The organism is Thiobacter subterraneus (assembly GCF_055379455.1).
Genome location: NZ_AP042402.1, coordinates 1,976,377 through 2,000,830 on the forward strand (window position 1 = coordinate 1,976,377; position 24,454 = coordinate 2,000,830).

General features: G+C 68.2%; 20 protein-coding genes and 1 riboswitch. Of the genes, 12 read left to right on the forward strand and 8 right to left on the reverse strand.

The features are described 5' to 3' along the window. Positions 1 to 5: 5 nt before the first annotated feature. Positions 6 to 626, reverse strand: a complete 621-nt coding sequence (yihA, locus tag ACZ42P_RS09790) for a ribosome biogenesis GTP-binding protein YihA/YsxC (protein ID WP_464897371.1) — start codon at positions 624 to 626, stop codon at positions 6 to 8. 100 nt (positions 627 to 726) lie between these two features. Here yihA and ACZ42P_RS09795 point away from each other — a divergent pair, with 100 nt between their 5' ends. Next, on the forward strand, positions 727 to 1,368 hold the full coding sequence (locus ACZ42P_RS09795; protein ID WP_464897372.1) for a c-type cytochrome: 642 nt from the start codon (positions 727 to 729) through the stop codon (positions 1,366 to 1,368). 63 nt (positions 1,369 to 1,431) lie between these two features. On the opposite strand, the gene hemL is transcribed toward ACZ42P_RS09795, so the two are convergent. Genes hemL through thiD form a run of 3 tightly spaced genes read right to left on the reverse strand, consistent with a single transcriptional unit; the run spans position 1,432 to position 4,179 of the window. Continuing rightward, entirely contained in the window at positions 1,432 to 2,712 is a 1,281-nt protein-coding gene (gene hemL / locus ACZ42P_RS09800) for a glutamate-1-semialdehyde 2,1-aminomutase (RefSeq protein ID WP_464899395.1), read from the reverse strand. Between the two features lie 14 nt (positions 2,713 to 2,726). Next, positions 2,727 to 3,356, reverse strand: coding sequence for a thiamine phosphate synthase (gene thiE, locus ACZ42P_RS09805; RefSeq protein ID WP_464897373.1), 630 nt, complete (start codon positions 3,354 to 3,356; stop codon positions 2,727 to 2,729). Then, positions 3,340 to 4,179 (reverse strand): bifunctional hydroxymethylpyrimidine kinase/phosphomethylpyrimidine kinase, encoded by an 840-nt coding sequence (gene thiD, locus ACZ42P_RS09810; protein ID WP_464897374.1) that lies wholly within the window; start codon positions 4,177 to 4,179, stop codon positions 3,340 to 3,342. Before thiD ends, thiE begins: the two co-directional genes overlap by 17 nt. 83 nt (positions 4,180 to 4,262) lie before the next feature. Between thiD and ACZ42P_RS09815 the strand changes: the two genes are divergently transcribed. The 6 genes from ACZ42P_RS09815 (at position 4,263) to ACZ42P_RS09840 (ending at position 14,098) form a co-directional block, all read left to right on the forward strand. Continuing rightward, positions 4,263 to 4,445: a rubredoxin gene (locus ACZ42P_RS09815; protein ID WP_464897375.1), complete on the forward strand. Its 183-nt coding sequence runs from the start codon at positions 4,263 to 4,265 to the stop codon at positions 4,443 to 4,445. Between the two features lie 322 nt (positions 4,446 to 4,767). Further along, a complete protein-coding gene (gene pilG, locus ACZ42P_RS09820; protein ID WP_464899396.1) occupies positions 4,768 to 5,139 on the forward strand; it encodes a twitching motility response regulator PilG in 372 nt (123 codons plus the stop codon). Positions 5,140 to 5,176: 37 nt separating this feature from the next. Next, positions 5,177 to 5,542, forward strand: a complete 366-nt coding sequence (locus tag ACZ42P_RS09825) for a response regulator (protein ID WP_464897376.1) — start codon at positions 5,177 to 5,179, stop codon at positions 5,540 to 5,542. A gap of 10 nt (positions 5,543 to 5,552) precedes the next feature. Then, positions 5,553 to 6,068, forward strand: a complete 516-nt coding sequence (locus tag ACZ42P_RS09830; protein ID WP_464897377.1) for a chemotaxis protein CheW — start codon at positions 5,553 to 5,555, stop codon at positions 6,066 to 6,068. 97 nt (positions 6,069 to 6,165) lie between these two features. Further along, positions 6,166 to 8,277 carry a methyl-accepting chemotaxis protein gene (locus ACZ42P_RS09835; RefSeq protein WP_464897378.1) on the forward strand — a complete coding sequence of 704 codons (2,112 nt, stop codon included), beginning with the start codon at positions 6,166 to 6,168 and terminating at the stop codon, positions 8,275 to 8,277. A gap of 19 nt (positions 8,278 to 8,296) precedes the next feature. Next, complete coding sequence (locus ACZ42P_RS09840) at positions 8,297 to 14,098, forward strand: Hpt domain-containing protein (protein WP_464897379.1); 5,802 nt, start codon at positions 8,297 to 8,299, stop codon at positions 14,096 to 14,098. Positions 14,099 to 14,579: 481 nt separating this feature from the next. Here ACZ42P_RS09840 and ACZ42P_RS09845 read toward each other — a convergent pair whose 3' ends face one another. Further along, positions 14,580 to 15,404 carry an undecaprenyl-diphosphate phosphatase gene (locus ACZ42P_RS09845; protein ID WP_464897380.1) on the reverse strand — a complete coding sequence of 275 codons (825 nt, stop codon included), beginning with the start codon at positions 15,402 to 15,404 and terminating at the stop codon, positions 14,580 to 14,582. Between the two features lie 70 nt (positions 15,405 to 15,474). Beyond that, positions 15,475 to 17,388 (reverse strand): phosphomethylpyrimidine synthase ThiC, encoded by a 1,914-nt coding sequence (gene thiC / locus ACZ42P_RS09850; RefSeq protein WP_464897381.1) that lies wholly within the window; start codon positions 17,386 to 17,388, stop codon positions 15,475 to 15,477. Positions 17,389 to 17,416: 28 nt separating this feature from the next. Continuing rightward, a riboswitch (TPP riboswitch) is annotated at positions 17,417 to 17,509 on the reverse strand. A gap of 60 nt (positions 17,510 to 17,569) precedes the next feature. Between thiC and ACZ42P_RS09855 the strand changes: the two genes are divergently transcribed. The 3 genes from ACZ42P_RS09855 to ACZ42P_RS09865 are packed head-to-tail and all read left to right on the forward strand — an operon-like array spanning position 17,570 to position 19,895. Continuing rightward, positions 17,570 to 18,223 carry a protein-L-isoaspartate O-methyltransferase family protein gene (locus ACZ42P_RS09855; protein WP_464897382.1) on the forward strand — a complete coding sequence of 218 codons (654 nt, stop codon included), beginning with the start codon at positions 17,570 to 17,572 and terminating at the stop codon, positions 18,221 to 18,223. After that, complete coding sequence (locus ACZ42P_RS09860; RefSeq protein ID WP_464897383.1) at positions 18,223 to 18,546, forward strand: rhodanese-like domain-containing protein; 324 nt, start codon at positions 18,223 to 18,225, stop codon at positions 18,544 to 18,546. Before ACZ42P_RS09855 ends, ACZ42P_RS09860 begins: the two co-directional genes overlap by 1 nt. 23 nt (positions 18,547 to 18,569) lie before the next feature. Further along, entirely contained in the window at positions 18,570 to 19,895 is a 1,326-nt protein-coding gene (locus tag ACZ42P_RS09865) for a TolC family outer membrane protein (protein ID WP_464897384.1), read from the forward strand. 419 nt (positions 19,896 to 20,314) lie between these two features. Here the strand turns inward: ACZ42P_RS09865 and waaA are convergent, their stop codons facing one another. Together waaA and waaC are read right to left on the reverse strand one after the other, a co-directional pair. Then, entirely contained in the window at positions 20,315 to 21,568 is a 1,254-nt protein-coding gene (gene waaA / locus ACZ42P_RS09870; RefSeq protein WP_464897385.1) for a lipid IV(A) 3-deoxy-D-manno-octulosonic acid transferase, read from the reverse strand. Then, the gene (gene waaC / locus ACZ42P_RS09875) at positions 21,569 to 22,552 is read right to left on the reverse strand and encodes a lipopolysaccharide heptosyltransferase I (RefSeq protein ID WP_464897386.1); all 984 of its coding nucleotides are present in this window, start codon (positions 22,550 to 22,552) and stop codon (positions 21,569 to 21,571) included. Positions 22,553 to 22,588: 36 nt separating this feature from the next. Here waaC and ACZ42P_RS09880 point away from each other — a divergent pair, with 36 nt between their 5' ends. Together ACZ42P_RS09880 and ACZ42P_RS09885 are read left to right on the forward strand one after the other, a co-directional pair. Further along, positions 22,589 to 23,347 (forward strand): glycosyltransferase family 2 protein, encoded by a 759-nt coding sequence (locus tag ACZ42P_RS09880; protein WP_464897387.1) that lies wholly within the window; start codon positions 22,589 to 22,591, stop codon positions 23,345 to 23,347. Then, the gene (locus ACZ42P_RS09885) at positions 23,344 to 24,360 is read left to right on the forward strand and encodes an NAD-dependent epimerase (RefSeq protein ID WP_464897388.1); all 1,017 of its coding nucleotides are present in this window, start codon (positions 23,344 to 23,346) and stop codon (positions 24,358 to 24,360) included. Before ACZ42P_RS09880 ends, ACZ42P_RS09885 begins: the two co-directional genes overlap by 4 nt. The last annotated feature ends 94 nt before the right edge of the window (positions 24,361 to 24,454 follow it).

Sequence of the window (24,454 nt, forward strand, 5' to 3'; positions counted from 1 at the left end):
GTTTTTTATGCCTGCCCGCCGGCGGCCACTGCTGCGTCTGCCCCTCCGAGCCAGCCGGCGAGCACCGCCTCCGCTTCCTCCACCCCCTGTTTTCTGAGGCTGGAGAAGAGCTGCACGGTGGCGCCCGGACACTGCGCCGCCAGCGCCCGCCGCACGGCCTGGAGGGTCCGCGCCGCCTCGCCCCGGGACAGCTTGTCGGCCTTGGTGAGCAGGCAGTGGATGGGCCGGCCGGTGGGGGCGAACCAGGCGATCATCTGGCGGTCCAGGGGCGTCAGGGGATGGCGGGCATCCATGATCAGCACCAGTCCCACCAGGCTGTTTCGGGTCTGCAGGTAGTGGGAAAGGGTCGCCTGCCAGTGGCGGCGCACCGCCTCCGGCACCTTGGCATAGCCATAGCCCGGCAGGTCCACCAGATAATCGCCGTCCCCGATGCGGAAGAAGTTGATGAGCTGGGTGCGACCGGGTGTCTTGCTCACGAAGGCCGTCCGGCGTCCCGCCAGGGTGTTGATGGCGCTGGACTTGCCCGCATTGCTGCGTCCGGCGAAGGCGATTTCCCGGCGCGTGGCCGGCAGATCGCGCAGGTCGTGCACCGACTTCTCGTAGTGGAGGCGGGAGAACAGGGGCATGGGGCGTTTTCGCGGGCAGGGGCTTGTGGTATAAAATCCGCCTTTTCGGACTTCGCTGTCGGTTTCCCACCCCCTCGAAAAGCTTGAAGGAGCGTCATCCATGAAATCCATCCTGGCCCTGGCCCTGGCTTCCGGCGCGCTCGCCGTCGGTGCCGCGCAGGCCGAAACCGCCCCCGCCAAAGCCGATCCTGCCAAGGCCGCGCCCATCGTCAACCAGGTCTGCGCGGCCTGTCATGCGGCCGACGGCAACAGCGCCAGCCCGGCCAATCCCAAGCTCGCGGGCCAGCACGCCGAGTATATCACCAAGCAGCTGCGCGACTTTAAGGCGGCCCTCGCCGATCCCAACAAGGAGGGGGTGCGCAAGAGCGCCGTGATGGGCGCCATGGTGGCCACCCTGAGCGACGAGGACATGGTCAACCTGGGCGCCTATTTCGCCGAGAAGCCCATCAAGCCGGGTGCGGCCAAGCAGCCCTACACCAACGGCGAGAAGCTCTGGCGCGGTGGCAACGCCGCCAGCGGCGTGCCGGCCTGTGCCGGCTGCCACGGCCCCACGGGGGCGGGCATTCCCGTGCAGTATCCCCGTCTGGGCGGCCAGCATGCCGATTACATCATCGCCCAGCTCAAGGCCTTCCGGACCCGGGATCGGCAGAACGATCCTGCCAAGATGATGCGCATGATCGCCGACCGCATGACGGAGCAGGAAATCAAGGACGTGGCCAATTACATCGCAGGCCTGAAGTAAGGCCGGCCGGCGCGGGATGCGAAAAGGGAGGCAGGGCCTCCCTTTTTTGTCGGTGCGTGGTCTTCAGCCCAGGGCCGCGAAGGCGCGCTCGGCTGCCTCCAGGGTGTGGGCGAGTTCCGCCTCCCCGTGGGCGGCGGAAACGAAACCGGCCTCGAAAGCGGACGGCGCCAGGTACACCCCCGCCGCCAGCATGGCGTGGAAGAAGCGGTTGAACGCCTCCCGGTCGCAGGCCAGCACCTCGGCGTAGCTCGCCGGCGGCCGCTCGCAGAAATAGATGCCGAACATGCCGCCCACCGACTGGGCGCTGAAGGCGACGCCGTGGCGGTGGGCGGCCTCCGTGAGGCCCTGCATGAGGCGGGCCGTGGTGTCCGCCAGCCGGTCGTAGAACCCCGGCTCCTGCACGCGTTTCAGGGTGGCGAGCCCCGCCGCCACCGCCACCGGATTGCCCGACAGGGTGCCGGCCTGATACACGGGCCCGTTGGGCGCGAGCTGTTCCATGATCTCCCGCCGACCGCCGAAGGCGCCCACCGGCAGGCCGCCGCCGATCACCTTGCCCAGGGTGGTGAGATCGGGCTCGATGCCGAACAGCCCCTGGGCGCCGCCCAGTCCCACGCGGAATCCGGTCATCACCTCGTCGAAGATGAGCACCGCCCCGTGGGCGCTGCAGCGTTCCCGCAGGGTTTCCAGAAACCCCGCCGTCGGCAGGATGAGATTCATGTTGCCCGCAATGGGCTCGACGATCACGCAGGCGATTTCATTGCCCATCTGGTGGAACAGGCGTTCCACCGCCCCGACGTCGTTGTAGGGCAGGGTGAGGGTGTGGGCCGCGATCTCCGGGGGCACCCCCGCGGAGCTGGGCTGGCCGAAGGTGAGGGCACCGGAGCCCGCCTTGACCAGCAGGCTGTCGGCATGGCCGTGGTAGCAGCCTTCGAACTTGACGATCCGGGCGCGGCCGGTGAAGCCCCGGGCCAGACGGATGGCGCTCATGGTGGCCTCCGTGCCCGAGGACACCAGCCGCACTTCCTCCAGGCCGGGCAATAGACGGGTGAGGGTTTCCGCCATTTCCAGTTCCCGCGCGGTGGGGGCGCCGAAGGACAGGCCTTCCCGGGCGGCGGCACAAACGGCCTCCACCACCTCCGGATGGGCATGGCCCAGGATCATGGGGCCCCAGGAACCCACGTAGTCCACGTAGCGCCGGTCGTCCTCGTCCCACAGCCAGGCACCCTGGCCGCGTTTGAAGAAAAGCGGCGTGCCGCCCACGGAACGGAAGGCGCGCACCGGTGAATTGACGCCGCCCGGGATGAGGCGGCGGGAGCGTTCGAACAGGGTTTCGTTGCGGGAGATCATGTCAGATTCGTTCAGTGCAGGGTTGCGAACAGGCGGGCGAAGCGGGCCGCGGCGGCCCGCACGTCCGGAGCGTCGAACAGCGCGGAGATCACCGCCAGGGCATCGGCCCCCGCCTCGATCAGGGCCGGGGCGTTGTCGGGCGTAATGCCGCCGATGGCCACCACCGGCACGGTGAGCACCCGCTTTGCCTCTGCGAGCTTTGCCACGGGGCACAGGGGCGCCTGCGGCTTGGTGGGCGAGGGAAAGAAACTGCCGAAGGCCACATAGTCGGCACCTGCCTCGGCGAGCCTGCGCGCACGGTCAAGGTCGCAGTAGGCGGATATGCCCACGATTTTGTCCGGCCCCAGGTTGATGCGGGCTTCGCGCAACGGCGCATCGTCCCGCCCCAGATGCACGCCGTCGGCGTCGGTCAGGGCGGCGAGCCGGATATCGTCGTTCACGATCAGGGGGACGCCATGGCGGTGGCAGAGCTCGACCAGTTCCGCCGCCTGCTCGTGGCGCAGGGCGACATCGGCGGACTTGCTGCGATACTGGACCAGGCGGGCACCCCCTTCCAGCGCCTGCTCCACCAGGGCGAGCAGGCGGGCCGTGTCCGGCAGGTCCGGCGTCAGGGCGTAGAGCCCCTCAATCGTCGCCTTCATCCCGCTCCCGCGCCCAGAACAGGCGGTCCGGCAGATACTGGCCCATGCCCGGCCGGAAACCGTGCTTGAGGCTTTCCCAGGTGAATTCCTGGGCATCGCGCACCGCCGAGAGGATGTCCGCCCCCTGGGCGACGGCCGCGGCGATGGCGGAAGCCAGGGTGCAGCCCGAGCCGTGGTAGCTGCCGGGCAGGCGCGGCCAGCGCTCCCGGCTCAGCACGCCGGACTCGCCATAGAGAGTGTTCACCACTTCCGCCCCGGGCTCGTGGGTGCCGGTGATGAGTACGTACTCACACCCCATGGCGATGAGGCGGGCGGCGCATTCGTCCAGGGAAGGCTGGTCGTCTTCGTTGGCTTCGTCGCTGGCCAGCCGGCGTGCCTCCAGGCTGTTGGGGGTGAGCAGGGTGGTCTGGGGCACGAGCAAGTCCAACAGGGCCGAGATCATGTCCTCGCTGGCCAGTTCATCGCCACGCCCCGAGGCCAGTACCGGGTCCAGGATCAGGGGCACGTCCGGATAGTCGGACACCACCTCGGCGATGGCGGCGATGTTTTCCACGCTGCCCACAAGCCCGATCTTGAAGGCGGCGACCGGCATGTCTTCCAGCACCGCCCGGGCCTGGTCGGCCACCCATTCCGCATCCAGGGGAAACACCGCGTCCACCCCGGCGGTGTCCTGCACGGTCACGGCGGTGAGCGCCGTCAGGGGATGCGCGCCCATGGCGGCGATGGTCAGGATGTCGGCCTGGATGCCCGCGCCACCCGTGGGGTCGGTGGCGGCGAAGGTGAGCACCATGGGTGGGGGTTGGATGGGCTGGGCGTCGGCCATGGCGTATCACTGGGTCGGCCGGAACGGTATCCCACCCCGGCGATGATGGGTAAAATTGCATTTTAACCCGATTCCCCCCTTCCATGAACGATACCCGACCCTACCGCGCCTTCATGTGTCTCATCTGCGGTTTCATCTACGACGAAGCCCAGGGCCGTCCCGAGGACGGTATTCCCCCGGGCACGCGCTGGGAGGACGTGCCCCCCAACTGGACCTGCCCGGACTGCGGCGCGCGCAAGGAAGATTTCGAACTGCTGGAGATCTGATCCCCGCCGCAAGCGACGAAACCTCGTCAGCGCGTGCCCGCCCTGCCGGTCTCAAGATTTCCTTTTCCCGGCCGATACCAGGCTCAGCACTGCCCCGGCGCGCCGGACGGGGCTTTGGTACGGAAATTGCACGACCTGCCGGCGCGACAGTATGGGCGGCCAGGACAGGAAACTTCCGGTAATGGATGAGAAATGCCCCTTACGGGGCTTGATTTTCCTATACAATGACCGGACTTGTGCCCGGCCGCGCACAGGATGACAATGACAATGGCTTGGGGGTCGTGTGGCTGAGACAACGAACAATCTGGCAGGCATCAAGGTGATGGTGATCGATGACAGCAACACCATTCGCCGCAGCGCCGAGATCTTCCTGGCGCAGGCGGGTTGCGAGGTGATCCTCGCCGAGGATGGGTTCGACGCCATGGCCAAGATCGCCGATCATCAACCGGACCTGATCTTCGTCGACATCATGATGCCGCGTCTGGACGGCTACCAGACCTGCATGCTGATCAAGAAGAACCAGCGCTTCCGCAACACCCCGGTGATCATGCTGTCCAGCAAGGACGGTCTGTTCGACCGGGTGCGCGGCCGCATGGTTGGCTCCGACGAATATCTGACCAAACCCTTCACGAAGGACACGCTGCTCGCGGCGGTGCGCAAGCACGTGCTGGCCACCCCGGCCGCGGCGGCCTGATTCCCTGTGTGGACATCATTAGCGAGGACCCGCACCCATGCCCATAACCAAAGTCCTGGTCGTTGACGATTCCCCCACCGAACGCCACTTCCTCTCGGAGATCCTGACCAAGCAGGGCTATCAGGTGATCATGGCGGAAAGCGGCGAGGAGGCCATGGAGAAGGCCAAGAGCCAGAAGCCCGATCTCATCCTCATGGATGTGGTGATGCCGGGTCTCAACGGCTTCCAGGCCACCCGCGCCATCAGCCGCGATGACGAGACCAAGCACATTCCCATCATCATGTGCACCTCCAAGGGTCAGGAGACCGACAAGGTGTGGGGCATGCGTCAGGGCGCGCGCGACTATCTGGTCAAACCCATCAACCAGGACGAGCTGCTGCGCAAGATCGCGGCCCTCGGCTGATTTCCCGCCCATGGCACGCAAAACCAGTCTGCGCGAGTTCCAGGAAAGCGTCGTTGCGCGCCTCCAAAGCGCCAGCGCCGGCGGCGCGGCGGCGGTGGCTTCCAAGGTGGGTGTCCTGGTGGGCCGGGAGCGCTGGCTGGTCAACCTGTCGGATGTGAGCGAGGTGATCCCGCTGCCCGCCCTCCAGCCCGTTCCCCTCACCAAGCGCTGGTTCCTGGGTGTGGCCAACGTGCGGGGTGTGCTCTATGGCGTGGTGGACTTCGCGGATTATCTCTATGGCCAGCCCGGGCAGACCGGGCCGGACAGCCGGCTCCTGCTCATCCACCCCAGACACGGCGTGAATGCCGGCCTGGTGGTGCGCCAGATGCTGGGGCTCAAGAATCCGGAGCAGCTCACACCGGGGCAGACCGAGGAGCTGTCGGCCTGGGTGGCCGCCGAATACGTGGATGCCGAGGGCCAGATCTGGAAGGAGCTGTCCATGCAGGGGCTGGTGAACCAGGCGGAGTTTCTCAACGTCGGCGCGTGAACCGGCGGGATCGGGCGACGCCGGCGCGCCTTCGGGAGTGCCGGGGCCCGGCGCACAAGAAAATCGGGCAAACGGGATCAAGGAACGGAGAATGACAATGGCATTGTTCAACAAGAAACCGGCCGCCAAGAAGGGGGAGGGTTCCTCGCTCCACACCACCCTCATCATGCAGGGCCTGCGCAAGCTGTCGGGCAAGGAACCCACCCAACTGCCTCTCATCGGCCACCTGCCCCCGGAAAAGCAGCAGCTCTATTCGGGTGTGGCGGCGCTGGTGTTCATCCTGCTGGCGCTGGGCACCCTCGCCCTCAATGCCTACCTGGTGGGCAACAAGGCCAAGTACGTGGGGACTGCGACCGAGATGCAGATGCTTTCCCAGCGCATCGCCAAGGGCGCGCAGCAGGCGGTGCTGGGTAACCCGGAGGCGTTCCGCCAGCTGAAGGAATCCCGCACCGCCTTCGACCGCGACCTCAAGCGTCTCATGTTGGGTGAGGGCACCCTGCCTGCCTCCCCCGGCTCGGTGCAGCCGGTGCTCAAGGAACTGGAAGGGGTGTGGAAGCGCATGGCCCAGCAGACCGACCAGATCCTGCAGCAGGAAAAAAGCCTGGTGGAACTGAACAAGGCGGTGGCGGCCATCAATGCCGCCAACGTGCAGATGCTGGAGCTGTCCGAGCAGGTGGTCTCCCTCATGTCCCAGACCGGCGCGGCGGTGCGTGACGTGTCCATGGCCTCGCAGCAGGTGATGCTGACCCAGCGCATGGCGAAGAACGCCAACAACCTGCTGTCCTCCGACGTGATCGACCCCGAGGTGGCCTTCCTGCTGGGCAAGGACGCCAACAACTTCCGCGACGTGCTGCTGGCCCTGCTCAACGGCAGTGAGGACCTGCGCATCAATGCGGTCAAGGACGCGGACACGCGGGAGAAACTGAAGGAGCTCGAGACGGTATTCAACGAGTTCTACGGCCACGTCAACAGCATCCTGCAGAACATGCAGAGCCTGGTGAATGCCAAGCAGGCCGGGCGCGAGCTGTTCGTGGGGTCGGACAAGCTGCTCGCCCTGACCCAGAAGCTTACCGAGGCCTATGAAAACATCGGGCGCGTGGTGGGCCCGTGGCTCGCTGCCCTGTTCGGCGCCGTCGGCATCTTCGCGGCGGTGCTGTTTGCCTGGTCGGTGGTGAACGAGGCCCGCCGCCGCGCCATCCAGAGCGAGGAGGAAAACAAACGCAACCAGGAAGCCATTCTGCGGCTGCTCAACGAAATGGGCGACCTGGCGGAAGGCGACCTCACGGTGCGCGCCTCCGTGACCGAAGACATCACCGGGGCCATCGCCGACTCCATCAACTACACCATCGACGAGCTGCGCCTGCTGGTGTCCGAGATCAACAAGGCCACCGAGCAGGTGACCAACGCCACCCAGCAGGCCCAGGCGATTTCTGCCCAGCTCCTCGAGGCGGCGCAGCGCCAGTCCCGGGAGATCGAGGAAACCTCCCAGTCCGTGCTGCAGATGGCAGAGTCCATCAACGAAGTGTCGGCCAGCGCCGCCGAGTCCGCGCGGGTGGCGCAGCAGTCCCTGGAGGCGGCGCAGAAGGGCCAGGAGGCGGTGCACAACCAGATCGCCGGCATGAACGAGATTCGCGAGCAGATCCAGGAGACTGCGAAACGGATCAAGCGCCTGGGCGAATCCTCCCAGGAAATTTCCGAGATCGTGGAGCTCATCTCCGACATCACCGAGCAGACCAACATCCTGGCGCTCAACGCCGCCATCCAGGCGGCCTCGGCGGGTGAGGCGGGACGCGGCTTCACCGTGGTGGCCGAGGAGGTGCAGCGGCTGGCGGAACGTTCCGGCGAGGCCACCAAACAGATCGGCGCCATCGTGAAGACGATTCAGACCGACACCCACGACGCCGTGGCGGCCATGGAGAAGAGCACCCAGGGGGTGGTGGAGGGCGCCAAGCTCTCGGACGCCGCCGGTCAGGCCCTGGCCGAGATCGGACGCGTGTCCCGGGAACTGGCGGCGCTGATCGAGACCATCTCCCAGCGCACCCAGGCCCAGGCGGAAATGGCCAAGGTCGTGGCCAAGAACATGCAGGACATCCAGGCCATCACCACCCAGACCACCGAGGGCACCAAGCAGACCGCGGTGTCCATCGGTCAGCTGGCCAGCCTGGCCGCCGACCTGAAGGGCTCCGTGGCCGGCTTCAAGCTGTCCTGATTCTCTCCGCGGGCCGGACATGAGCACACCATTGGATTTCGACATCGGGCCCCTGACCTGGGTCAAGGGCGAGATCGACGCGGCGCTGGCCAAGGCGCGGGAACAGCTCACCCTGTTCGCCGGCAACACCGCCGACACCACGCCGCTGAAGTTTGCCCAGACCCATTTGCACCAGGTCACGGGCGCGGTGCAGATGGTGGGGCTGGACGGCCTCGCCCGCTTCGCGGAGGAAGTGGAGCGCCTGCTTTCCGCCCTGGAAAAACGCGAGGTGGAAGCCGACGGCGAGCGCCTGGACCTGGCCGATCAGGGGCTCACCGCCCTGTCCCGCTATCTGGACGATCTCATGGCCGGCGCGCCCGACGTGCCCCTGCGCCTGTTCCCTATCTATCGCGACCTGCTCACGGCACGGGGGGCGGAGCGCATCAGCGAAGCCGATCTGTTCTATCCCGATCTCTCGGTGCGGGCGCCGCGCGCGGCCAGCGAGTCACCCGTGTCCGAGGCGGACTTTCCCCGCTACGTGCGCGCCGAGCGCAGCAAATACCAGAAGGGCCTGCTCCACTGGCTGCGCCACCCTGGGGAAAAGGACGGCCTGCGCCAGATGAAGGCGGCGCTGGAGGCCATCGAGGCCACCCAGACCCAGCCGGCCAACCGCACCTTCTGGTGGAATGCCGTGGCCTTCGTGGACGGCCTGCTGGAAGGCGGGCTTGCGCCGGAATTCCCGGTGAAATCCCTGTGTGCCCGCATCGACCAGCAGATCCGCCGCCTGGGCGAGCGTTCCAGCAAGGTGGCCGAACGCCTGCTGCGCGATGTGCTGTACCACATCGCCCGCGCCAAGCCTGCCACCGAGCGGCTGGCCAGCGTGAAGCAGGCCTACGCCCTGGACGAATACCTGGCCGCTCAACCCCTGGCGCCGGCCGGGGCCGACGCGACGATGGAACGCCTGCGGCCGCTGCTGCGCGAGCTGGCCGAGCTGGTCGCCGCAGCCAAGGAGGCCTGGCTCAAGTTCACGGCGGGCAACCCGGATGCCCTCAAGGCCTTCCAGGCGCACGCCGCGCGGCTCCAGGAGAAGGCGGGCGGGCTCGGGAATCCCGCCCTGGAGGAGCTGCTCCAGGGCATCGCCCAAGGGGCGGAGCGACTCCTGGCGGGGACGCCGCGCAACGAGACGGTGGACATGGAAATGGCCACCGCACTCCTGCTCGCGGAAAACGCCATCGAAAACTTTGCGCACCTGTCGCCGGCCTTCGTGGGCCAGGCCCACGTGCAGGGCAAGCGCCTGGCGGCCGCGCTGGCCGGCGAATCCGTGGCCGACATCGAGGTCGTGCCGCTGCTGGACGAGATGGCGCGCCGTGCCCAGGAGAAACTCCTGCTCGCCCAGGTGGGCACGGAAATCCAGACCAATCTGCGCCAGGTGGAACAGGTGCTCGATGCCTTCTTCCGCGATCATGCCAAGCGCGCGGAGATCCCCAGGCTCGCGCCCTACATCACCCAGATCGAGGGTGCGCTGCGCATCCTGGAACTGGAACGGGCGGCCGAGCTGCTCGAGGCCTGCCAGCGCATCATCGACCGCTTTGCCGATCCCGCCTACGAACCGCCGCCCGGCGAGCTGGAACTCCTTGCCGAGGGACTGTCCGCCCTGGGCTTCTACGTGGAGGCCGTGCAGCACGGCCGCCCGGATGCCTTCGAAATCCTGGCGCCCGTGATCAAACGCTTCCCGGAACTGAAGCGGCGCGAGGAAGAAATCCGGGAAGAGGAAGAAACCGTGCTGCCCCCGCTGGCCAGCGTGGAGGAAGGCCTGGAAGACCAGAAGAAACTGGCCCAGACCCTCTACGATGCCTGGAAGGCCGATCCCACCGACGCCAACCGGGAGGCGCTGCTCGCCCAGGTGGCCCTGCTCCAGCAGGATGCCGACCTCATGGACGATGCCCGCCTCAAGGAACAGGCGACCCGCGTGCTCGATCTGCTCGCCGGCGCGGGGGCGGGGGAAGAGCTGGATGCCGCCATCGCGGCCCTGGCCGCGCCCCGGGTGGCCACGGTGACGCCCTCCGCGGAGACGGCCGCCCTGCTGGAAGCCAGCAAGGAGGTCATCGACCGGGAGATGCTGGAGGTCTATCTGGAGGAAGCCCAGGACGTGCTCGCCACCGTGGCCGAGCATCTGGCCGTGGTGCGTGCCCACCCGGAGGACCAGGGGGCGCTCACCACCATCCGTCGCGGCTTCCACACCCTGAAGGGCTCGGGACGCATGGTGGGGCTGACCGACCTGGGCGAGGTAGCCTGGGGCATCGAGCAGACCATGAACAAATGGCTGCAGGAAGAGCGCCACGCCAGCCCGGAACTCATCGACATGCTGGAGCACGCCCATGCCGCCTTCACGGACTGGGTGGACACTCTCAACCGCGAGGGACACGTGACGGTGCACGCGGACGACCTGCTGGCCAAGGCCGCCGCCCTGCGGGGCGAGCCCCCTCCCGGCCCGCCCGCGCCCGCCACGCCGCCGGCCGGCCCCGGTGGCGAGACCGTTGCCGAAGCCGTCGCCGCGCCCGCGCCCATGGCGGCGTCCCAGCCCACCGCCGAAGCTCAGTCGGAAGTTACGGCGGCCCCGGCGGAAGCAATGACCCCCGAGCTCCCCGCCGCGACCGGTGGAGGCGATGGCGGCGAGGCAGCCGCCTCCCCGGCTGAGGAACCCGAGGTGGCGGCGCCCGGCAGGGTGAGCGCCGCTGTGGATGTGTTGCCCCCGGTTGGGCTCTCCCAAGACGCGCCGGCCCTGGCCGCGGTCCCTGAAAACGTGTCGGAAGAACCGCCGGACCAGCCGGCCCCCGCAGAGCCCGCGGCGCCCCTGGAAGCCATCGTGGAAACCCTGCCGGCGCCTGCTGCGAGTGAAATCGAGGTGGGCGGCCGTGTGCTGTCGGCGACCCTGTACGATCTCTTTCTCAACGAGGCGGCCCAGCATCTGTCCCGGCTGCGCCAGGGGCTGGGCGCGCTGCGCGATGATCCGGCCGCCCCCATCGGCTACGATTTCATGCGCGCCGCGCACACCCTGGGGGGCATATCCAGCACCGTGGGCTTTGGCGCGCCGGCGGATCTCGCCTATGCCCTGGAACGCTTCCTGGTGGACCTGCTCGACCATCCGCGCGCCCTGCCCGCTGAAGACGTGGCGCTCATCGGCAGCAGTATCGAGGCGCTCGAGGCCATGGTGGACGCGATTCGCCGGCGGGAGGCGCCGACCCCTGCAGCGGATCGGGTGACGGCGCTGGCAGAGCGGCTCGACGCGGTGTGCGCGGCCCGCGCCCAGGCGGAGCCCGCCGAGCCGGAAGCGGTGTCTGTCCCGGCGGCGGGCGCCTCCCCGGCACAGGCCGTTGAGGTCCCGGAGCAGAGGGACGGCTCCGCGGCGGCACCGGCGGAGGCTGCCGCACCCGGGGCGCCGGCGCCAGAACAGTCAGTCCCAGAGCAGCCGGTTCCGGAACAGCCGGTCTTGGCACAGGCCGCCAGGGAGCAACCGGTTTCGGAAACGACTGCCACCGCCCCGGCCGCCGGCCCCGAGAGTGCCAGCGGCATCCGGGACGACCTGGACGCAGACCTGTTGCCCATCTTCCTGGAAGAGGCCCAGGAACTCATCCCCTTCATCGGCCAGCAGCTGCGCACCTGGGCGGCCACACCGGCCGACACGGCCGCGCAGCAGGCCCTGCAGCGGGCCCTGCATACCCTCAAGGGTTCGGCGCGCATGGCCGGTGCCATGCGTCTGGGGGAGCTCACCCACCAGATGGAGACGCGGGTGATCGCGGCCATGAAGGAGGGCACGCCGGATGCCGCCCTGTTCCATGAGCTGACCGCCTCCTTCGACCGCATCGGCGATCTGCACGATGCCCTGGTGCGCGGCGAGACCGCGCCCGCGGCCCCTGCGCCAACCCCCGCCGCCGCCCCCAGCGGGCCGGTGCCGGTGGTGCTGGGCCTGCGCGCCCAGACCGCCGCGCCGCTTCCCGGCGCGCCGGCCGAACCGGAACAGGCCGCGCGTGCCATGCTGCGGGTGCGCGCCGACGTAGTGGACCGCCTGGTCAACGAGGCCGGCGAGGTGAGCATCGCCCGTTCCCGCATCGAGGGCGAGATCCGCAACTTCAAGCAGTCGCTGAAGGAACTCACGGACAATGTGATCCGCCTGCGTGCCCAGCTGCGCGAGGTGGAAATCCAGGCCGAGACGCAGATGCAGTCGCGTCTGTCCATGGCCCAGGACGCCCACCAGGAATTCGATCCCCTGGAATTCGACCGCTTCACCCGCCTGCAGGAGCTCACGCGCATGATGGCGGAGTCGGTGAACGACGTCTCCACCGTGCAGCAGGCCCTGCTCAAGAACATCGACGAGGCGGAGGCCGCGCTGGTGGCCCAGGCGCGCATGAACCGTGAACTTCAGCAGCAGCTCATGCACATCCGCATGGTGCCGCTGTCCAGCATCACCGAGCGGCTGCACCGCATCGTGCGCCAAACCGCCAAGGAACTGGACAAGCAGGCCGTGCTGACGGTGCAGGGCGAAGGGGTGGAACTGGACCGCAGCGTGCTGGAAAAGATGACCGCACCCTTCGAGCACCTACTGCGCAATGCCGTGGCCCATGGCCTGGAAGGGGAGGCCGAGCGGGAAATCGCCGGCAAGCCCGCCACCGGTCAGATCAGCCTCGTGGCGCGCCAGGAAGGCAACGAGGTGGTGCTCACGGTGAGCGACGACGGTGCCGGCATCGACCTCGACCGGGTGCGCGCCAAGGCGGTGGAACTGGGCATGCTTGCGCCGGACGAGGAGGCGGCCCCGGCGCGCCTGCTGGAAATGATCTTCCAGCCCGGTTTCTCCACCGCGTCCGAAGTCACCCAGATCGCCGGGCGCGGCGTGGGCATGGACGTGGTGCGCAACGAAATCGCCAGCCTGGGCGGCCGCATCGAGGTTGCCTCGGAGAAAGGCCGGGGCACCACCTTCACCATCTATCTGCCCCTCACCCTGGCGGTGACCCAGGCGGTGCTGGTGCATGCCGGCGGCCAGGTGTATGCCGTTCCCTCCAGCATGGTGGAGCAGGTGCAGGAACTGCGGCCGGAGGCCCTTGCCGAGGTCTATCGCAAGGGTCAGGTGGAATGGCTGGGCAACGTCTATCCCCTGCACTATCTGCCGCGCCTCCTGGGTGACGATACCACCCAGCCCGAAGCGCGCGCCTATACCTCCATCATGCTCCTGCGCAGCGGCAGCCAGCGCTGCGCGCTGCACGTGGACAGCCTGGAAGGCAACCAGGAAATCGTCATCAAGAACATCGGCCCGCAGCTTGCGCGGGTCACGGGCATTTCCGGGGCCACCGTCCTGGGCAACGGCCGCATCGTCCTCATCATCAACCCGGTGCAGCTCGCCCACCGGGAAACGCCCCATGTTTCCGCGCGGGTTTCCATGCCCGCGCGCGAGGCCCTCACCACCACGCCGGTCATCATGGTGGTGGACGACTCCCTCACCGTGCGCAAGATCACCGGCCGCCTGCTGGCCAAGGAAGGCTACCAGGTCATCACCGCCAAGGACGGCGTCGATGCCCTGCAGCAGCTGCAGGAAACCCTGCCCGCGGTCATGCTGGTGGACATCGAGATGCCGCGCATGGACGGCTTCGAACTCACCAAGAACGTGCGTGGCGATCCCCGCACCCGCCACATTCCCATCATCATGATCACCTCGCGCACTGCGGAAAAACACCGCAACTATGCGAAGGAGCTCGGGGTGAACGTCTATCTGGGCAAGCCCTACCAGGAAGAGGAACTGCTCGCCCACATCGAGCGCTTCGTGCGCGAGGGTGCTGCGCTGGCGGCCTGAGCCGGGGGGTTGGGGCTGAAGCCCCTTCCACGAAAATTGCCCCCTCCCCCTCGATGGAGGGCGGGGAGGGGGTGGCCGGGTGCCACCTCTTCGGCGACCCAGTGCCCGGATCATCGCGGCTGAAGCCGCTCCCACCCGCCACCAAGAGGCCGGCTGGCTCGGGAGGCGCTTCAGCGGCGACCCGGCGATCATCGCGGCTGAAGCCGCTCCCACCCGCCGCCAAGAACTCACATCGGCTTTGTGGGAGGCGCTTCAGCGGCGATGCATGGTAGCGGAAGCCCAAGCATCGCGGCTAAAGCCGCTCCCACCCGCCACCAAGAGGCCGGCTGGCTCGGGAGGCGCTTCAGCGGCGACCCGGCGATCATCGCGGCTGAAGCCGCTCCCACCCGCCACCAAGAGGCCGGATGGCTCGGGAGGCGCTTCAGCGGCGACCCGGCGCGCTGGCAAAGTCATCGCGGCTAAAGCCCCTCCCCCAGCCGTCCTATGCGCCGAAGGCGGCGTGCCACTGGTCCCGGTAGAACAGCAGCACGACGATCCCCAGCACGATGCGGTACCAGGCGAAGGGAATGAAACTGTGGCTGCCCACCCAGCGCAGCAGGCCCTTCACCGCCAGCATGGCGGCCACGAACGAGGCCGCGAAGCCCACCGCGAACAGGGGCAGGTCGGCGGCGTGCAGCAGTTGCCAGTTCTTGTAAACGTCGTAGAAGGTCGCCGCGAACATGGTGGGAATGGCCAGGAAGAAGGAAAACTCGGTGGCCGCGCGCCGCGACAGTCCGAACACGACGCCACCCATGATGGTGGCCCCGGCGCGGGAGACGCCCGGGAACATGGCCAGGGACTGGGCGAAGCCGATCTTCAGGGCATGCCGCCAGTTCATGGCATCCACGCTTTGCACGCGGGGGTGATAGACCCGCTTCTCGATGTAGAGGATGGCCAGCCCGCCCGCGATCAGGGCCGCGGCCACGGTGACCGGATTGAACAGGTGGGTCTTGATGGTGTGGTGGAACATCACGCCCAGCGCAGCGGCCGGCAGGAAGGCGATGAACAGGTGGAACACGAAGCGCTGTTCCCGCGGCACGCGCGCCACGCCGCGTACCACCTCGGCGAGGCGCGAGCGGTAATCCCAGCACACGGCGAGAATGGCGGCGAGCTGGATGGCGATCTCGAACACCTTGCCCCGCTCGTCGTTGAAGTGGAGCAGATCGCCCACCAGGATGAGGTGGCCGGTGGAGGAGACGGGCAGAAACTCGGTGAGCCCCTCGACGATGCCGAGCAGAAGGGCCTTGAGCAGGAGGACGGCGTCCATGGAGCCTCGGGCGGCGCAAAGCCGGCATTCTACCGGCTTTGCACCCGGACGCGCGAACCTTGACCGCTCTTCAGGCCTTGCGGTAGATCTCGGCGCCGCCTTTCACGAACTCGATGGATTTCTGCTCCATGCCGCGCGCCAGGGCCTCCTCCTCGCTCACGCCTTCCCGCGCCGCGTATTCGCGCACGTCCTGGGTGATCTTCATGGAGCAGAAATGCGGCCCGCACATGGAGCAGAAGTGGGCCACCTTGGCCCCGGCCTGGGGCAGGGTCTCGTCGTGGAATTCCCGCGCCCGGTCCGGGTCGAGCCCGAGGTTGAACTGGTCCTCCCAGCGGAACTCGAAGCGCGCCTTGGACAGGGCGTTGTCGCGGATCTGCGCCCCCGGATGTCCCTTGGCCAGATCGGCGGCATGGGCGGCGAGCTTGTAGGTGATGATGCCCTCCTTGACGTCCTGCTTGTTGGGCAGGCCCAGGTGTTCCTTGGGCGTGACGTAACACAGCATGGCAGTGCCGTACCAGCCGATCTGGGCGGCGCCGATGGCGCTGGTGATGTGGTCGTAGCCCGGCGCGATGTCGGTGGTGAGCGGCCCCAGGGTGTAGAACGGCGCCTCACTGCACCATTCCAGTTCCTTCTCCATGTTCTCCCGGATGAGCTGCATGGGCACGTGGCCGGGCCCTTCGATCATCACCTGCACGTCGTGCTTCCAGGCGATCTGCGTGAGTTCCCCCAGCGTCTTCAGCTCGGCGAGCTGGGCCTCGTCGTTGGCGTCATAGATGGAGCCGGGACGCAGGCCGTCGCCCAGGGAGAAGGCCACGTCGTAGGCCTTCATGATCTCGCAGATTTCCTCGAAGTGGGTGTAGAGGAAATTCTCCTTGTGATGGGCCAGGCACCACTTGGCCATGATGGAGCCGCCGCGGGAGACGATGCCCGTCAGCCGGTTGGCGGTCAGGGGCACGTAGGCGAGCCGCACACCGGCGTGGATGGTGAAGTAGTCAACGCCCTGTTCCGCCTGTTCGATCAGGGTGTCCCGGAAGATTTCCCAAGTGAGTTCCTCCGCCCTGCCATCCACCTTTTCCAGGGCCTGGTAGATGGGCACGGTGCCGATGGGCACCGGGCTGTTGCGGATGATCCATTCCCGGGTCTCGTGGATGTGCTTGCCGGTGGAGAGGTCCATGACCGTGTCCGCGCCCCAGCGGATGGCCCAGGTCATCTTTTCCACTTCCTCGCCGATGCCGGAGGACACCGCGGAATTGCCGATGTTGGCATTGACCTTCACCAGGAAATTGCGGCCGATGATCATCGGCTCCGATTCCGGGTGATTGATGTTGGCCGGAATGATGGCCCGCCCCCGCGCGACCTCGGCGCGCACGAATTCCGGTGTGATGGTTTCGGGGATCGACGCCCCGAAGCTCTGGCCCCGGTGCTGGCGGGTGAGCATCTCCGCCATGCGTTGCCCGGTGGGGCCGGCGGCGCGCAGGCTCTCCAGATATTCCTGGCGCCGCAGGTTCTCGCGGATGGCCACGAATTCCATCTCGGGCGTGATGATGCCGCGCCGGGCGTAGTGCATCTGGGTCACGTTCATGCCGGCGCGGGCCCGGCGTGGCCGGCGTTTGAGATCGAAGCGCAGATGGGCGAGCTTCGGGTCGGTCAGGCGGGCACGGCCGTATTCCGAAGTGGGGCCCGGCAGCTCCTCGGTATCGCCCCGCTCCTCGATCCAGCGTGCGCGCAGGGGCGGCAGACCCTTGCGGATGTCGATGGTCACCTCGGGGTCGGTGTAGGGCCCGGACGTGTCATAGACGAAAATCGGCGGATTGGGCTCGGCGCCGAAGGACGCGGGTGTATCCGCCTGGGTGATTTCACGCATGGGCACGCGAATGTCCGGGCGCGAACCCTCCACGTAAATCTTGCGCGAATTGGGAAAAGGCTTGATCGCCGCTTCGTCCACCTTGGCGGTGGCGGCGAGGAATTGGGGATTGGCGTTCATGGCGCGCTCCGGTAGAGGGGGAGCGGCGGCGGGGTGACCGTCGCTTCCCTACGGCGGTATCAACCGCATCAGGTTCAAAGGGTATCTCTCACTCCCTTCCGGGAGACCCCCAGCGAGTCCGGCAAAGGTACGGCATTTGTGGAATAATCGCAAGATTCATAAGGAAAAACACGGAGGCATCATGGATTTGGAGAAGGCCCGGTTCAACATGGTGGAGCAGCAGATCCGTCCCTGGGGCGTGCTGGACGAGACGGTGCTCGCGCTGCTCTATCGGGTGAAGCGGGAGGAATACGTTCCGCCGGTCTATCGCAGCCTGGCCTTTTCCGACCTGGAGATCCCCCTTGGTCACGGCCAGACCATGCTCGCGCCCAAGCTGGAGGCGCGCCTGCTGCAGGAGCTGCACCTAAAGCCCACGGACAAGGTGCTGGAAGTGGGCACGGGCAGCGGCTACTTCACCGCCCTGCTCGCCCATCTGGCGCAGGAGGTGGTGAGTGTGGAGATCATCCCGGAATTTTCCCGGGAAGCCCAGGCGAAGCTCGCCGCTCATGACATCGGCAACGTCACCCTGGAGGTGGGCGACGCGGCCCGGGGCTGGGCGCGCCACGCCCCCTACGATGCCATCGTCCTCACCGGCTCGACGCCGGTGCTGGCGGAGGCGTTCCTGGCGAGCCTGCGCCCCGGTGGCCGTCTGGTGGCGGTGGTGGGCGAGCCGCCGGTGATGGAAGCGCGCCGCGTGCGCCTGATCGAACCGGGCGTGTCCGAGACCGAGGACCTGTTCGAAACCTGCATCGCGCCCCTGGTGAACGCTCCCCAGCCGGCGCGCTTCGCCTTCTGATGGAACACCTGACGCCCGCCCAGCTCGCCGCCTGGCTGGCCGATCCCAACCGGCCTTGGCCGCTGCTTTTGGACGTGCGCGAGCCCTGGGAATACGACATCTGCCATCTGCCCGGCGCTGTGCTCGTGCCCATGCGCGAGCTCCTCGAGCGGCTGGCTTCCCTGTCGCCCGAACAGGAAACCGTGGTGATCTGCCATCACGGCATCCGCAGCTACCAGGTGGCCAGGGTGCTGGAGCGGCAGGGTTTTCGGGCCGTGTATAATCTGACGGGCGGTCTGGCCGCCTGGGCGCGCGACGTGGACGCGTCCATGCCCACCTACTGACCTTCCACCGCGAAAGACAGCCCATGAAGACGCTCTTAGCGGCGCTCGCCGCCATCGGACTCGCGTCGCCCGCCATGGGGGCGGATCTGCTGCAACTCTACCGGGAGGCGTTGAGCCAGGATCCCGCCTATCAGGCCGCACGTGCGGCCCGGGACGCGGGGCGGGAGAAGCTGCCCCAGGGGCGCGCGGGCCTGCTGCCCTCGGTGAGCTTCAATGCCAACACCACTTATAACGACGTGGAGACCACCTACCGGTCGTCCCTGCCCGGGCTGCTGTCCAGCGGCACCAGCCGCTACAACAGCCATGGCTACAGCGTGAGCGTCGCCCAGCCCCTCTACCGCAAGCAGAATTTCGCCGCCTACGAGCAGGCCAAGGCGGCGGTGGCGGCCACCGACGCCCAGTTCGACCAGGCAGGACAGGACCTGGTGTTGCGGGTGGCCCAGGCCTATTTCGACGTGCTGCTCGCCCAGGACAACGTGGCCCTGGCCCAGGCCCAGAAGGCCGCCATCGCCGAGCAACTCGCCCAGGCGAAGAAGGCCTTCGAGGTGGGTACCGCCACCATCACCGACACCCACGAGGCCCAGGCCCGCTACGACCTGGTCGCGGCCCAGGAGATCGCCGCGCAAAACGACCTCGAAATCAGGCGCCGCGACCTGGAGCGCCTCACGGGCAAGCCTGTCGACCGGGTCGAACCCCTGCGCGGCGAGCCGCCCCTGGAGGCGCCCCCGGGGGAAATGGAAGCCTGGGTGGAACGGGCCCTGGCGAACAATCCCGGCGTGATCGCGGCGCGCGCCGCCCTGGAGGCCGCCAACCAGCAGGTGGAAGTGGCCCGGGCCGGGCATCATCCCACCCTGGACCTGGTGGCGGGCTACAGCGACAGCCGGGTGGGCGGCGGCACTTTTGGCGGCTTCGACCAGACCGCCAAGACCATCGGCCTGCAGTTGGCCATTCCCCTCTACCAGGGCGGCGGCACCGACTCCCGTGTGCGCGAAGCCCTGGCCAACCAGGAAAAGGCGCGTCAGGAACTGGAGGCCGCGGTGCGCGGCGTCACCCAACAGGTGCGCCAGGCCTACCTCAACGTCACCAACGGCATTGCCCAGGTCCGCGCGCTCAAGCAGGCCCTCGCCTCCAACCAGCTTTCCCTGGAATCCACCCAGCTCGGCCTGGAAGTGGGCGTGCGCACCAGCGTGGACCTGCTCAACGCGCGCCAGCAGCTCTTCACCGCCCGGCGCGACCTGGCCCAGGCCACCTATGCCTACATCCTCGCCCGCCTGCGCCTGGAAGCGGCGGTGGGCGACCTCAACGAAGCGGACGTCGCTGCCACCAACACCTGGCTCGCCAGCCGCTGAAGCACCTCCCACCACCAAGGTGGGGCCGCAAGGTCTGTGGGAGCGGCTTCAGCCGCGATACTTGGGCTTCCGCCATCTATCGCCGCTGAGGCGCCTCCCACTGCCCGATAGGCACCAAGTTCTGTGGGAGCGGCTTCAGCCGCGACACTTTTGACCTGATTGCCGCCGCCATCTATCGCCGCTAAAGCGGCTCCCACAGCTGATGGGCTTTGGGTCCTCTGTGGGAGCGGCTTCAGCCGCGATGCTTGGGCTTCCGCCGCCATCTACCGCCGCTGAAGCGCCTCCCACTGCCCGATAGGCGCCAAGTTCTGTGGGAGCGGCTTCAGCCGCGATACTTTTGACCTGATTGCCGCCGCCGTCTATCGCCGCTGAAGCGCCTCCCACAGCTGATGGGCTTTGGGTCCTCTGTGGGAGCGGCTTCAGCCGCGATTTCCCCCGGCTTCGATGGCCGCCAGGGTGCGCTCGGTGGCGCCCCGGTGGGCGGCGGCGAAGCGGCGACCCGCTTCCCCCATGGCCCTGCGCCGGGCCGGGTCGGCCAGCAGCTGCAGGGCGGCGGCCAGGGCCGCGTGCGCATCCGCCACGCGCAGCGCCGCGCCCGCCGCCAGGGCATCCTCCGCCGCCTGGGCGAAGTTGAAGGTGTGGGGCCCCAGGATCACCGGGGTGCCCATGGCGCAGGCCTCGATGAGATTTTGGCCACCATGGGGCAGGAGGCTGCCGCCAAGGATCGCCACGTCGGCCGCGCCATAGTAGGCAAACATTTCGCCCATGCTGTCGCCCAGAAGCACGCGGGTGTCGGCCGCCACCGGCGCGTTTTCGCTGCGGCGCTGAAAGGCGATGCCCCGCCGTGTGAGCAGGCTGGCGACCTCGCCGAAGCGCTGGGGGTGGCGGGGCACGATGACGAACAGCACGTTTTCCGGCGACAAGGCTGCGAATGCGTCGAGGAGCAGCGCCTCCTCCCCCTCACGCGTGCTCGCGGCCAGGAGCACGGGGCGACTGCCCAGGGCGTCCCGCAGCCTGCTCGCCCGCTGTTCGGTGTCCGCCGGCGGAGTCACGTCGAACTTGAGATTGCCGGTCACCAGCACGTGTTGTGCCCCCAGCGCCTCCAGCCGGGCGGCGTCGGCCCCGGTCTGCGCGGCCACGCCCGTGAGGGCGGCGAAGGTGCTGCGGCTCAGGCGCGGAAAACGGGCATAGGCCCGCGCGGAGCGCTCCGAAAGCCGCGCGTTGACGAGCCAGACGGGCACGCCCGCGGCGCGGCAGCCCGCCACGAGGTTGGGCCAGACCTCGGTTTCCATCAAGAGCGCGAGCCTTGGCCGGAAATGGCCCAGGAAGGCGCCCACGGCGAAGGGATAGTCGTAGGGGCAATAGGCCTGCAGCACCGCATCGCCGAACAGCTGCCGTCCCGTCTCCCGGCCGGTGGGGGTCATGTGGGTGACCAGGATCCGGCACTCGGGGTGACGCTGCGCCAGCGCCCGGATGAGGGGCGCGGCGGCCCGGGTTTCCCCCACGGAGACGGCGTGGACCCAGATCACGGGTTGTTCCGGCGCGCTGCGGTAGCGGCCGAAGCGTTCCGCCACGTGTTCCAGATAACCGGGCTCGCGCCGCGCCCGCCACACAAGGCGCAGCAGCACCAGGGGCAGCAGCGCGTAGAGCACCAGGGTGTAGAGCCGGCGCATTCAGAGCACGCCCCGGGTTTGCCAGTCATCCACCACGGCGAGGACCTCCGCCACGCTGGGGAAGCGTCCGGGTGCGCCCAGATTGGCGTGGGGCGTTTCCGCCCACACACCATTCCGGCGGGGATCGGAGCCCCCGTAAAGGCCAAGGGTGGGGGTGCCCACGGCGGTGGCCAGGTGCACCAGCCCCGTGTCCACGCCCACGATCAGGCGGGCGTGGGCGAGCAGGGCGGCGGCCTCGGCAAGCGTCATGCGCGGCGCGGGCAGCCCGCCCGGGATCTGGTCCGCGATGCGGCGTGCCCGCTCATATTCCGCAAGGTTGCCCCAGGGCAGCATGAGGTTCAGTCCCCGCGTGGCGAGGGCTTGCCCCAGGGCGGCCCAGTGGGCTTCCGGCCAGAGCTTGTCCGCGCGGCTGGTGGCGGTGAGCAGCACGGCATAGGGCGGCTTGGGCGCGAAGCTCGGGGCCCGCGGGGGACGGGGCAGGCCGTAGTCCAGGGGCAGATTGCGCGGCAGCGCGAGGGCCGCCGCCGCCAGCATCCGGTAGCGCACCACCGCGTGGGCCTCCGGGTCCACGTCGTGGCACCGGTCGTAGAACCACGCCGCCAGGGGCTCGCGCGCGCTGGCGGCGCAGTAGCCCACCCGCTCGCCCCGGGCCAGGCGGGCAGCCAGGGCGCTCTTGATCAGGCCCTGGGTGTCGAGGATCAGGTCGTAGGTCTGAGCGCCGAGCCGGCGCCGGAAAGCGGCCATTTCCCGCCACACCGCGGGGCGCCAGAGCTGTCTGCGCCAGCGCCGCAGGGCCACGGTGATCACGGCTTCCACGCCGGGGTGCAGCCGGGGAATGTCGGCGAAGGCCTCCTCCACCAGCCAGTGGATGGCCGCGTCCGGATGGCACGCGCGAATGTCCGCCACCACCGGCAGATTGTGGATCACGTCGCCCATCGAGGAAGTCTTGACCAGCAGCACCCGCATGGGGGCGACAGCGTACACGCAAACCCCCGCCGGCGCATATAGAATGGCGGCTTAATGGCCCGTCTGCCCGTGTCCGCCACCATCATCGCCCGCGATGCCGCGCGGGAGATCGGCCCCTGCCTCGAGTCGGTGGCCTTTGCCGACGAGATCCTGGTGGTGGATTCGGGCAGCCAGGACGGCACCCCGGAAGTGGCGGCCGCCCATGGGGCGCGGGTGCTGCACCAGGCATGGCTGGGCTACGGCCGCCAGAAGCAGTTTGCCGCGGAGGCCGCAGCCCATGACTGGGTGCTCTCCCTCGATGCCGACGAGCGGGTGACGCCCGAGTTGCGGGCCGCCATCGAGAGGGCGCTGGCGGCGCCCACGGCGGCGGGCTTCGAAATGGCGCGGCGCAACCGCTTCCTGGGACGCTGGCTCCGGCACGGGGAAGGTTACCCCGACTGGTCCCTGCGCCTGTTCGACCGCCGGCGGGCGCGCTGGAGCGACGATGCCGTCCACGAGAAGGTCATCTGCGATGGCCCGGTGGCCCGGCTCCCGGGTGATCTGCTGCACGAATCCTGCGACACCCTGACGCGCTATCTCGCCAAGCAGAACCACTACACCAGCCTGCAGGCGGAGGCGCTCCACCGCGCGGGACGGCGTGCCCACTGGGGCAGCCTGGTGCTGAGCCCCCTGCTGCGCTTCGTCAAGTTCTACTTCCTGCGCGCGGGCTTTCTCGACGGGTTGCCGGGGCTGGTGCACATCGGCATCGGCTGCATGAACAGCTTCGTCAAATACGCCAAACTTCTGGAACTGCAAGGAAAGGACAGGCCTTGAGAATCCTGGTCACCGGCTGCGCCGGCTTCATTGGCATGCACACCGCCCAGCGTCTGGTCGCCCGCGGCGACGAGGTGGTGGGGGTGGACAACCTCAACGACTACTACGACGTGCAGCTCAAGGTGGACCGGCTGCGGCAGCTGGAGGGCAAGCGGGGGTTCGCCTTCGCCGAACTGGATCTGGCCGACCGGGCCGCCTGCGCCGAGCTGTTCGCCAAGGGACGGTTCGAGCGCGTGGTGCATCTCGCCGCCCAGCCCGGCGTGCGCTATTCCCTGAAGAATCCCCAGGCCTACATCGATTCCAACCTGGTGGCCTTCGGCAACGTGCTGGAAGGCTGCCGGCATCACGGCGTGGAACACCTGGTCTATGCCAGCAGCTCATCGGTGTACGGCGCGAACCGCAAGATGCCCTTTTCCGAGCACGACAACGTTGACCATCCGGTGAGCCTGTACGCCGCCACCAAGAAGGCCAACGAACTCATGGCCCACACCTACAGCCATCTGTTCGGCCTGCCCACCACGGGGCTGCGGTTCTTCACGGTGTATGGTCCCTGGGGCCGGCCCGACATGTCGCCGTCGCTGTTCGTGGGGGCCATCCTGCGCGGCGAACCCATTCGGGTCTTCAACGAGGGCCGCATGCAGCGCGACTTCACCTACATCGACGACATCGTGGAAGGCGTGGTGCGTGTGCTGGACCGGATTCCCCAGGGCCGGCCGGATTTCGACCACGCCCACCCGGACCCGGCCGCGAGCCACGCGCCCTACCGCATCTACAACATCGGCAACCACGAGCCGGTGGAACTCATGACCTTCATCGAGACCATCGAGGAGGCCGTGGGGCGCAAGGCCGAAAAAATCTTCCTGCCCATGCAGCCGGGGGACGTGGAGGCCACCTATGCCGACACCAGCCTGTTGCGGGAGGCGGTGGGCTTCGCCCCCGCCACGCCCCTTGCGGAGGGCATCCGCAAATTCGTGGCGTGGTACAGGGCCTATTACGGCGGCCGTTCCGCCTGACGCCACCGCCTCTTCTGCCCGAAGGTACAGGCACTCCCGCGCGAAACCGGCGGGGGCGCGGCGCCGGGCCGGGGGCATCAGATGTCAGGGACGG